Genomic DNA, 9,518 nt, shown 5'->3' on the forward strand with positions numbered 1-9,518 from the left:
GTACGGGAATGCGCAAGGGCACCGCTAAAAAAGCGAAAGGCAACCTTTCGGCTGCCTTCCACCACCGGGGGCTGTTGATCGGCTAACAGGTCTCAGGCAGCCAGCGCGGTTTCGGTAGATTTGCCGCGGCACGATGTGAAGACCAGCGGCGGCATCCGCTCGGCGCGGCGGTCCGAGAAACTCAGGACACTCTCGGTGCGGGTCTTGCCCTGACGTGTGCGCTCCAGGTGGGCAAGAGCGGACAGGCGGTTGGCGCGGGCGGTTTCGAGAAGCGATTGGGTCATGGTCATTCCTTGGCTGGGGGCGAAGATGAAAGTGTCGGGTTGGGCGGGGTCAGGCGGCGTCGCCTGAATGGCCCCACATGTTGGTGACGAAGAACACGCCATTGGGGGTGCGCACCGGGTGCGGGCTGGCGCGCCAGTCATCCATTGAGACGACGGTGCCGGATTGGCGGGGCTGGGGTGTCTTCGGCGCTTTGGGTGTCGAGGTGGTGAGGGCGATTACGTTGGTCATGGTCTTGTTCCCCTTGGATCGGGTTCTGCCCCGATCTGGTTGCGGCTCAGTCCGGTTGGTTCGGTGTGAGGGCCTGCGCGGACGGTTCGGGACTGCTCGGGGTTTCATCGCGTTTTGCGTGTTTGTTGGGCTCCAGCCGGTGGGCTTGATCGAACAGCTTTTCGAGCTCGGACTGTGTCAAATCCGGAAGCCGCTGGCGGCTGTCGTTCGCTGTGGAATTCTGAATGCGCATAACCCGCGCTGCAACTTTACCGGTACTACGAGAGAGCGCGTTGGGAGCCATCCGCCATCTCCTTTGTTCGGTTTTTATCGTTGGGAGTTTCATGTTTCGGGCGAAATCTGCCCGGAATCGTGCTTTTTTATGGCCGAAATGTGGTAAATCACACTTTTGACGGGAAATTAACCTTCTCTATTCGCAGTCTGGTCGCGTGAATGCCACGATTCAGATGTCTTGGCATCATTTTGCGTGCGCTTAATGTCCTTTTTCGAATCACCTGAGGGAAATATCGCGCAAGGGTTGCACCCTCGCTGCGTTTCGAAATCGCGCAAAAAGAAAAACCGCCCGGCTTGCGAGGGGCCGGGCGGTGTCTCAGAATGATAGTTGAATCAAAGGGTTTCAGCCCTTTTTGAGAACCTCGCGGCCCAGCAATTCGGCGATCTGGACGGCGTTCAGGGCGGCGCCCTTGCGCAGGTTGTCGCTGACGCACCACAGGTTCAACCCGTTCTCAATGGTCGAATCCTGACGGACGCGGCTGATGAAGGTGGCGAAATCGCCGACGCATTCCACCGGTGTGACGTACCCGCCGGGCTCGCGCTTGTCGATCACCATGATGCCGGGGCTTTCGCGCAGGATGTCGCGGGCTTCGTCTTCGTCCAGGAATTCCTCGAACTCGATGTTCACGGCTTCCGAATGGCCGACAAAGACCGGCACCCGCACGCAGGTCGCGGTGACCTTGATCGCCGTGTCGACGATCTTTTTGGTTTCGGCGACCATCTTCCATTCTTCCTTGGTCGACCCGTCTTCCATGAAAGTGTCGATATGGGGAATGACATTGAAGGCGATCTGCTTCTGGAAGGTCTTGGGCGGACGCTCAGAGGTTGGGTTGTAAACCGCCTTGGTCTGATCCCACAGCTCGTCCATGCCGTCCTTGCCCGCACCGGAAACCGACTGATAGGTCGAGACGACGACGCGCTTGATCTTGGCGCGGTCATGCAGCGGTTTCAGCGCCACGACCATCTGCGCGGTCGAGCAGTTGGGGTTGGCGATGATGTTCTTCTTGGCATATCCGTGGATGGCCTGCGGGTTGCACTCGGGCACGATCAGCGGAATGTCCGGGTCGTAGCGATAGAGCGACGAGTTGTCGATCACCACGCAGCCGGCGGCAGCAGCCTTGGGCGCGAAATCCTTGGTCGCGGCAGAACCCACTGCAAACAGCGCCATGTCCCAGCCGGTGAAATCGAAGGTGGCCAGGTCCTGGGTCGTCAATGTCTTGTCGCCAAAGCTGACTTCGGTGCCCAGCGAACGGCGGCTTGCAAGTGCTGCAAGTTCGTCCACGGGGAACTGGCGTTCAGCCAGAATGTTCAGCATTTCGCGGCCCACATTACCTGTGGCGCCGACGACAACGACGCGATAGCCCATCTTATTGTCTCCTGGATTAAGGACGCGGCTACATAGCCGCGATCATCGCAAGAAAAAAGAGGCAATAGCGAGAATTGACGACGTAGCGCAGGGTTTCTGCCGCTTTGCGGTCACGAGGGGCCCAGCAACGCGCGATAAACCGCGAGGATGGCGCGCGCCTCGCCTTCGATGGCGAAGTTTGATTCCACATGTTTGCGTGCGGCAATTCCGGCGTTTGCCAGCGCCGCGCGATCGTCGATCATCTGACGCAGGGCTTCGGTCAGGGCAGGGGCGTTGTCCTTTTCGGCAAGGCGTCCGGTTTCTCCATCGACAATCTGCGCGCTGAAGGCGCCAACATCGTGGCAGGCCACCGCAGGCACGCCAGAGGCCATCGCCTCGAGCGGGGTCAGGCCAAAGCCTTCATGCCGGGCCGGGGCGACAAAGAGATCAAGCGCGCGGTAGGTCTTGACGATCTCGTCCCACGGGCGCTCGCCCAGAAAGCGCACCCTGTCAGCGATGCCCGCTGCGGCCAGTTTCTGTTCCTGTTCGGCTTGGAAAGCTTCGAACTCGGACGTGGCGCGCCCGGTGAAGACGATATGCACATCGGGCCGTGACGGCAGCAGCTCAACCGCTGCATCCACCAGAAGATCGACGCCTTTCTGCGGCCTGATCCGCCCGAAGCAGCCGATCAGCAACCCGTCGGGCAGATTCAATTCGCGGCGCAGCGCCGGTTTGTCCCCGGTGGGGTGAAACAGCTCGGTATTGACGCCGTGCATGATCACCTTTGACGGGTGCTCAAGAAACGAGGCCGCCTGGGGCGAGGTTGCGATCAGCCCGTCCATCTTCGAGATCAGCCATTTGGTATAGCCGGAATGATCCCGCTGCGCGGCGGATGTGAAGAGCAGTTTGAAATTGCAGCGCAGGACATGTTTCAGAAACAGCCCCATGACCATTTCGGTGTTTCGCCTTGCGTGCCAGACGCGCGACAGCCTGCGCGACAGGAATGGCACTTTGATCAGGGGGATATGCGGCACCTCGGGCGGCAGGCCCGGCCCGGTTGCGGCGATGCCGATCCATTGGCTTTGCAGCGGCACCAGCCGGATCACGGTCGTGGTCACACCGGACAGCCTGCGCTTGAGATTGGGTGCGATGACGCGCAGGTCCTGCATCGGTGTCTTTTCATCCTCTGGCGCTGCGGCGGGGGGCTGCCCACCAACGGTCTGACCCGCAAATGTGATCCGGGTGGCGTGGTTTGCCGTATATCTCAAGACACCAGCAGGTTTCCACGGGTGTTTCAACGGTATTCGGTTGTATGTTCAGATCATGGATCAGCTTTCCTCAGATAGCGGTTTTTATGACGATCTTCCCCTGATCAGCCGCTTTGGTGATCTGACACATGCCTCCAGCTATACGTCTTTGCCCGACGGTTGGGTGATCGGCACGGCGGATATCGTCGGGTCTACCCGCCACATCGCCGAAGGCCGCTACAAGATGGTGAACATGGTTGGTGCGGCGGTGATCTCGTCGCAGATCAATGCGGGGGGTGGCCATTCGTTTCCCTTTGTCTTTGGCGGTGACGGAGCGAGCTTTGCGGTGCCGCCGGAATTTGCCGAAACCAGCCGTGATGTGCTGGGCGTCATGCGGCGGTGGGCAGATGAAGAGTTCGCGCTGGAACTGCGCGCGGCACAGTTTCCGATCGCCGAGATCCGCGAGGCGGGGCACGAGGTTGGGGTGGCGCGCTATCAGGCCTCGACCGGGGTGGATTATGCGATGTTCGGCGGCGGTGGCTTGTCCTGGGCTGAGGCGCGGATGAAATTAGGTGTAAATGCGGCCCCCTTGGCCGAGCCGGGCGCGCTGCCGGACCTGACCGGGTTGTCCTGCCGCTGGAACAATGCGCCCGCGCGCAATGGCATGATTCTGTCTGTGGTGATCCAGCCGCGACCGGACGTCGCGCCACAGGACTTCTCGAACGTCACAAGCCGGATTGTGTCCGTTGTCGAAACGCTCAGCCGTGGCGGGCATCCCTTGCCACCGGGCGGGCCCGGTGTGCGGTGGCCGCCGCCCGGTCTGGCGCTTGAGGCGCATGCCTCGCGCGCGGGCCGGTCGCTGCTGCGGCGCAAGGCAGAGCTTCTGGTTGGCAATCTGATCGCGTGGTTCTTCTTCAAGACCGGCCTGAAAGCCGGTGAGTTCGATCCGGCGCATTACGCCGATATGGTCACCAACAATGCCGATTTCAGAAAGTTCGATGACGGTCTGAAGATGACGCTGGATTGTGATGCGACAACGGCGCAGCGCCTGCGCCAGATCCTTGAAGAGGCCGAAGGCAAAGGCATCCTGCGCTTTGGCCTGTTCGAGCAGGCCGAGGCGATGACCACCTGTTTCGTGCCTTCGGTGATCCGCGACGATCATATCCATCTGGTCGACGGAGCCTCGGGCGGTTATGCCCGCGCCGCCGAGCAGATCAAATCCGCGATCAGCTGAGCCATTGCCGCGCCTTTGCGCGCGCCGCTTGTGCCAGCAAAACCACGTCCAGCCCCACCGCCATGAATTGCGTGCCCATGTCCAGATAAGCCTGCACCGCCTCGTCGGTTGTCCCCAGACAGCCCGGCGCTTTGCCAGACGCCGCGATACGGGCGATCGCATCGGCGATCACGGCGCGCACCTCGGGGTCGGCGCTGTTGCCATGCAGGCCCATGTCGGTCGACAGATCCGCCGGGCCGATAAAGACACCGTCGATGCCCTCGACGGCCAGGATATCGTCCAGCGCCGCAATGCCGGCGCGGCTTTCGACCTGCACCAGCAGGCAGATCTCATCTCCGGCGGTTTTGACGTAATCGGTGATCTCGCCAAATCGCGTGGCACGGGCCGCGGCGGCACCGACCCCGCGGGTACCTTCCGGCGGGTAGGTCACGGCGCGGACAAGCTCGCGCGCCTGTTCGGCACTGTCGACCATGGGGACCAGCACGGTCTGCGCCCCGGCATCCAGCACCTGCTTGATGATCCAGGTCTCGCCGATGGGCACGCGGACCACCGGATGCGACACGCTGGCCTCCAGCGCCATCAATTGCGCGCGGATCGAGCGGATGTCATTGGCGGCATGTTCGCCGTCGATCACCAGCCAGTCGAACCCGGCGGTTCCCATCACCTCGGCAGTCACCTCTTCGGCAAAGCTCAACCAGCAGCCGATCTGGCGTTTGCCGTCTTTCAGAGCCTGTTTGAACATGTTCTTTGGTGCTGGCATCGTCCCGTCTCCCTCAGCCGCAAGCGCCCCGACAAAACGCGATCCAGTAATCCGAATGCAAGCGATTTGTCATTTTATCGTCATATGCTTACCCCTCTGCGGTTGCGGCACCTGACGGTTTGGGTGACAGTGGGTCATGACCAGAACTCTGCCAAGAACCTCCCGTTCCCTGCCGATCGCTCTTTTGCGGGCACGTGAGCAGGTGATGGGACCGGTGCGCGCGATGCTGGCGGATGTGGGGATTACCGAACAGCAATGGCGCGTGCTGCGCGTGCTGAACGAGGATGGCCCACAGGACCCCACGAGGATCGCGGCGCAGGCCTGCCTGCTGCTGCCCAGCCTGACGCGTATCTTGCAGAACCTCGAAGGCAAGGGGCTGATCGAGCGCGAGACCGACCCCACGGACCGGCGCCGTCAGATCGTGGGCGTTACCCGCGACGGTGAGAAGATCATCAGCGATAACCTCGACAAAAGCATCGCCTTGCTCGAGGCAACTCGCGCCCGACTGGGCGCTGAGAAATACGAGGCGCTGCTGGATCTGCTGAACGAGCTCGACGATTCCTGACGCGAAACTTCAGGCCCCAGTGATCGCGGCTGCCTTGCGCGGTTATCAGGCGTCGCGCTCGGCAATCCAGTTATGGTCGGGGTCGTTTTCGAAACGCCACTTGCGCAACGGTCCGGCCATGACGTTCAGGTAATACATCTCGTACCCATAAGGCGCACCGCAGGGATGATGCCCCCGAGGCACTAGAACCACGTCGCCATCCTTGACCGCCATGGTCTCGTCGAGCGCGCTATCATCGGTATAGACCCGCTGGATGCCAAAGCCCTGACCGGGATTGAGCCGGTGGTAATAGGTTTCCTCCAGATAGGTCATGTCGGGAAAGTTGTCCTCGTCATGGCGGTGGCTGGGATAGCTGGACCAGTTGCCATCCGGCGTGAACACCTCGGTGACCAGCAGGCTGCCGGCGACGTCCCGGTCCTCCATCGCGATGTTGTTGATGTGGCGGGTGTTCTGGCCCTTGCCGCGCGGGGTCAGGGTGATCCCCTCGGGGCCAAGCCGCTGTGCTGCGTGGGTGCCGTGACCCGGCGCGGTGCAGACCGCCAGAACGCAATCGGTCGTGGCGGTTGCGGACCAGTGATTGTCATCGGGGATATAGGCGCAATGAGGCGGCGTTTTCTCAAACACGTTCATTCGGCCTCCCATCTCTCCGAAATCAAGGTCGTCGCAGGAGATCTGCGCCTTGCCTTCGACCAGAACCAGAATGGCCTCCCGGTCTCCGGTCGCCTCGGATACGGTCTCTCCCGGTTTCAGGTGATAGAGGCCAAAGCCCACATAGGCCCAATCGGGGCTCTGCGGGCCACGAGCGCTTTCGGGTGTGATGTCATGCACCTTGCCCGAGGGTCCGGATGGTTTCCGTAGCAGATCACTTTTCATGGCAAGTTCCTTTTGGACTGTCTCGGCGCGTCAGGGTCACGCTCAGGCGATCTCGGAGACCTGAACGGCCCGGCCCTCGGCCACGGATTTCAGCGCGGCCTCGGCCAGTGCCAGCGCTTTCAACCCGTCTTCGCCCGAGGGCGAGACCGGTGCGCCATCGCGGATTGTGGCGATGAACCCGGAAATCTCGGCGGCATAGGCTTCGGTATAGCGTGTCATGAAGAAATCATGCAGCGGCGGACGGGTATAGCCTGCATCGTTGGCGATCTCGATCGAGACCGGGCGCTGGTTCTCTGCCGCGACCATACCGCTGGACCCGTGAACCTCGATCCGCTGGTCATAGCCATAAGAGGCGCGGCGCGAATTCAGGATCGTGCATTGCTTGCCGCTGGCGGTGCGCAGCATGATCATGGCGGTGTCGAAATCGCCATGTGCGGCAACCTCGGGGTCAACCAGTACCGAGCCGGTCGCCTGAACCGTCTCGATTTCCTCATCCAGCAGGAACCGGGCGATGTCGAAATCGTGGATTGTCATGTCACGGAATATCCCGCCCGAGACATCAATATACTCCATCGGCGGCAGGCCGGGATCGCGCGAGGTGATGGTGACCTGTTCCACAGTACCGATGCGACCTTCGGTGATCGCGGTCTTGACCGCTGCAAAATGCGGATCAAAGCGGCGGTTGAAGCCCAGCATCAGATTGGCGCCGGTCTCGTCCACCGTGGCCAGGCAGGCCCGGACGCGGGCAATATCCAGATCGACCGGTTTTTCGCAGAAGATCGCCTTTCCCGCCCGCGCAAACCGTTCGATCAGATCGGCATGGGTGTTGGTCGGAGTGCAGATCACCACCGCATCCACGTCTTTGGATGCTTCCACCTCGTCGATACTGCGGACCGCGCAACCATACTCGGCCGCCACCGCGTCGGCGGCATCCTGAAACGGGTCGGACACGGACACCAGTACCGCATCCCGGTTGCCCGAAATTGCCTTGGCATGCACCTTGCCGATCCGCCCTGCACCAAGCAGCGCCATTCTCACTGTCATGTCGTCTCTCTTTCTGGCCGCGATCCGCGCCATTGTGGCGGAGCTTTGCGTTGTCGCGAAGATGTCAGCGACGCGGGGCTATCGCAAGTTCGCTGTGAGGCGGGAAGGATAATTTGCTGACCCAAGCAACACGGCTCTTGCCCGCGGATCACTTCGGATTCATCCTCGCACTACCCTTATTGCACCCGGAGGCTCCGATGACCGACCTAGCCAATGCCCTGATCGACACGCTTCCGAAAGCGGAACTGCATCTGCATATCGAAGGCACGCTGGAGCCCGAACTGATGCTGGAACTGGCCAAGCGCAACAAGGTCAGCCTGCCCTATGACACGGTTGAGGACGTGCGCAACGCCTATCAGTTCGACTGCCTGCAGGATTTTCTGGACATCTATTACCTGGGCATGTCGGTTCTGAAAACCGAGCGTGATTTCCACGACCTGACCTGGGCCTATCTGGAGCGTGTGCAGCAGGACGGGCTGACCCATGTCGAGATGTTTTTTGATCCGCAGGCCCATACCGACCGCGGCGTTGCATTCGAAACCGTGGTGGCTGGCATCACCTCGGCGCTTGAGCAGGCAAAGCGCGAATATGGAATCACATCGAAACTCATCATGTGTTTCCTGCGTCATCTTCCTGAAGACCAGGCGTTTGAGGCGCTGGACTGCGCCTGCAAACACAAGGACCATATCTTTGGCGTCGGGCTGGACAGTTCCGAACGGGGACATCCGCCTGAAAAGTTCGAACGTGTCTTTGCCGCCGCCCGCAGCGAAGATTTCGTACCCGTCGCCCATGCGGGCGAGGAGGGCGATTCCAGCTATGTGCGCGGTGCGCTGGATGTGCTGAAGGTGGAGCGGGTCGATCATGGCAATCGCGCTTTCGACGATCCGGCGCTGATCCGGCGCCTCGCGGAGCAGCAGACACCGCTGACCATGTGCCCGATCTCGAACTGGCGCCTGAAGGGCATTCCCGACCTTGCCGCCAGCCCGGTCAAGAAGGCGCTGGATGCCGGGTTGCTCGTCACCGTGAACTCCGACGATCCATCTTATTTTGGCGGTTATCTGAATGACAATTACCGCGCAGTGCACGACAACCTGTCACTGACCGAGGGCGAGATCGTCACGCTTGCCCGCAACTCCTTTGCCGGGTCTTTCCTGACGGGCGCGGAAAAACAGGTGCAGCTGGACAAGATCGACGCCCAGATCGACAGACTGAGCTGAGTCGAGGCTCGGAGGTGAGACTTGCGGGGTGATGTCGCTGCCGGAATCGAGTCGGACAGGCAGGTGCGAGTTGTGGCTTCTTTTTGGGCATCTACTATATCTGGTGGGACGTTCGAATTTACGTGAAACACGCCGGGCGGATTTTCTTGCAAAAGAGCGGTTCGGCAGCGGATTCTGGGTGTATTGGTCTATGGTGGAGGGGGTCAATTATATGTTTTTAAACAATAAAAATCGAGGTGGTTCTTTTTTTCCGGATTTTTGCGGAATCCCGATTTTTCCTCTTGCGGTGCCCGTGCGCTTTGCTTAGAACGCCCTTCACCGGCGCTGCTGAGGCACCGGGGACACACTGGAAAGACGGTGAGACGCTCTGGAAAGACAGGGGCATCGGACGAAGATTTGAGAGGCGGAAGCGCTGAGATTGGCGCATCGGTCTTCTATTCTGGTCTT

The 9,518-nt window shown here is 60.8% G+C and carries 12 protein-coding genes; 3 read left to right on the top strand and 9 right to left on the bottom strand.

The window, feature by feature from the left end; all coding sequences use genetic code 11:
- Positions 1-92: 92 nt before the first annotated feature.
- The 5 genes from M3P21_RS16955 to M3P21_RS16975 all read right to left on the bottom strand — a co-directional run bounded on the left by M3P21_RS16955 (position 93) and on the right by M3P21_RS16975 (position 3,300).
- A complete protein-coding gene (locus tag M3P21_RS16955) occupies positions 93-284 on the bottom strand; it encodes a hypothetical protein (protein ID WP_249711800.1) in 192 nt (63 codons plus the stop codon).
- Between the two features lie 49 nt (positions 285-333).
- Complete coding sequence (locus M3P21_RS16960; RefSeq protein ID WP_249711802.1) at positions 334-513, bottom strand: hypothetical protein; 180 nt, start codon at positions 511-513, stop codon at positions 334-336.
- 46 nt (positions 514-559) lie between these two features.
- On the bottom strand, positions 560-796 hold the full coding sequence (locus M3P21_RS16965; RefSeq protein ID WP_249711804.1) for a hypothetical protein: 237 nt from the start codon (positions 794-796) through the stop codon (positions 560-562).
- Positions 797-1,129: 333 nt separating this feature from the next.
- Positions 1,130-2,152, bottom strand: coding sequence for an aspartate-semialdehyde dehydrogenase (locus M3P21_RS16970; RefSeq protein ID WP_249711807.1), 1,023 nt, complete (start codon positions 2,150-2,152; stop codon positions 1,130-1,132).
- A gap of 110 nt (positions 2,153-2,262) precedes the next feature.
- Positions 2,263-3,300 carry a glycosyltransferase family 4 protein gene (locus tag M3P21_RS16975; RefSeq protein WP_249711822.1) on the bottom strand — a complete coding sequence of 346 codons (1,038 nt, stop codon included), beginning with the start codon at positions 3,298-3,300 and terminating at the stop codon, positions 2,263-2,265.
- Positions 3,301-3,454: 154 nt separating this feature from the next.
- Here M3P21_RS16975 and M3P21_RS16980 point away from each other — a divergent pair, with 154 nt between their 5' ends.
- Entirely contained in the window at positions 3,455-4,612 is a 1,158-nt protein-coding gene (locus tag M3P21_RS16980) for a DUF3095 domain-containing protein (protein WP_249711809.1), read from the top strand.
- Here the strand turns inward: M3P21_RS16980 and M3P21_RS16985 are convergent.
- Positions 4,605-5,372, bottom strand: coding sequence for an HpcH/HpaI aldolase family protein (locus M3P21_RS16985; RefSeq protein ID WP_249711811.1), 768 nt, complete (start codon positions 5,370-5,372; stop codon positions 4,605-4,607). The genes M3P21_RS16980 and M3P21_RS16985 overlap by 8 nt on opposite strands.
- A gap of 136 nt (positions 5,373-5,508) precedes the next feature.
- Here M3P21_RS16985 and hpaR point away from each other — a divergent pair, with 136 nt between their 5' ends.
- A complete protein-coding gene (gene hpaR, locus M3P21_RS16990) occupies positions 5,509-5,937 on the top strand; it encodes a homoprotocatechuate degradation operon regulator HpaR (protein WP_249711813.1) in 429 nt (142 codons plus the stop codon).
- Between the two features lie 45 nt (positions 5,938-5,982).
- On the opposite strand, the gene iolB is transcribed toward hpaR, so the two are convergent.
- Together iolB and iolG are read right to left on the bottom strand one after the other, a co-directional pair.
- Positions 5,983-6,810, bottom strand: coding sequence for a 5-deoxy-glucuronate isomerase (gene iolB, locus M3P21_RS16995; RefSeq protein WP_249711815.1), 828 nt, complete (start codon positions 6,808-6,810; stop codon positions 5,983-5,985).
- 42 nt (positions 6,811-6,852) lie between these two features.
- Complete coding sequence (gene iolG / locus M3P21_RS17000) at positions 6,853-7,854, bottom strand: inositol 2-dehydrogenase (RefSeq protein ID WP_249711817.1); 1,002 nt, start codon at positions 7,852-7,854, stop codon at positions 6,853-6,855.
- A 197-nt stretch (positions 7,855-8,051) separates the two neighbouring features.
- On the opposite strand from iolG, the gene M3P21_RS17005 reads away from it, so the two are divergent.
- Positions 8,052-9,071: an adenosine deaminase gene (locus M3P21_RS17005; protein WP_249711819.1), complete on the top strand. Its 1,020-nt coding sequence runs from the start codon at positions 8,052-8,054 to the stop codon at positions 9,069-9,071.
- Positions 9,072-9,288: 217 nt separating this feature from the next.
- Here the strand turns inward: M3P21_RS17005 and M3P21_RS17010 are convergent.
- Positions 9,289-9,518: hypothetical protein (locus M3P21_RS17010; protein WP_249711820.1), on the bottom strand; the 230-nt coding region annotated here is incomplete at its 5' end.

It is taken from the genome of Ruegeria spongiae, assembly GCF_023502395.1.
Taxonomy (GTDB): Bacteria; Pseudomonadota; Alphaproteobacteria; order Rhodobacterales; family Rhodobacteraceae; genus Ruegeria_C; species Ruegeria_C spongiae.

Bases quoted from the DNA above. Each gene is read 5' to 3' on its own strand.
- M3P21_RS16955 (WP_249711800.1), bottom strand. From the start codon at position 284: ATGACCCAATCGCTTCTCGAAACCGCCCGCGCCAACCGCCTGTCCGCT.
- M3P21_RS16960 (WP_249711802.1), bottom strand. From the start codon at position 513: ATGACCAACGTAATCGCCCTCACCACCTCGACACCCAAAGCGCCGAAG.
- M3P21_RS16965 (WP_249711804.1), bottom strand. From the start codon at position 796: ATGGCTCCCAACGCGCTCTCTCGTAGTACCGGTAAAGTTGCAGCGCGG.
- M3P21_RS16970 (WP_249711807.1), bottom strand. From the start codon at position 2,152: ATGGGCTATCGCGTCGTTGTCGTCGGCGCCACAGGTAATGTGGGCCGC.
- M3P21_RS16975 (WP_249711822.1), bottom strand. From the start codon at position 3,300: ATGCAGGACCTGCGCGTCATCGCACCCAATCTCAAGCGCAGGCTGTCC.
- M3P21_RS16980 (WP_249711809.1), top strand. From the start codon at position 3,455: ATGGATCAGCTTTCCTCAGATAGCGGTTTTTATGACGATCTTCCCCTG.
- M3P21_RS16985 (WP_249711811.1), bottom strand. From the start codon at position 5,372: ATGCCAGCACCAAAGAACATGTTCAAACAGGCTCTGAAAGACGGCAAA.
- hpaR (WP_249711813.1), top strand. From the start codon at position 5,509: ATGACCAGAACTCTGCCAAGAACCTCCCGTTCCCTGCCGATCGCTCTT.
- iolB (WP_249711815.1), bottom strand. From the start codon at position 6,810: ATGAAAAGTGATCTGCTACGGAAACCATCCGGACCCTCGGGCAAGGTG.
- iolG (WP_249711817.1), bottom strand. From the start codon at position 7,854: ATGACAGTGAGAATGGCGCTGCTTGGTGCAGGGCGGATCGGCAAGGTG.
- M3P21_RS17005 (WP_249711819.1), top strand. From the start codon at position 8,052: ATGACCGACCTAGCCAATGCCCTGATCGACACGCTTCCGAAAGCGGAA.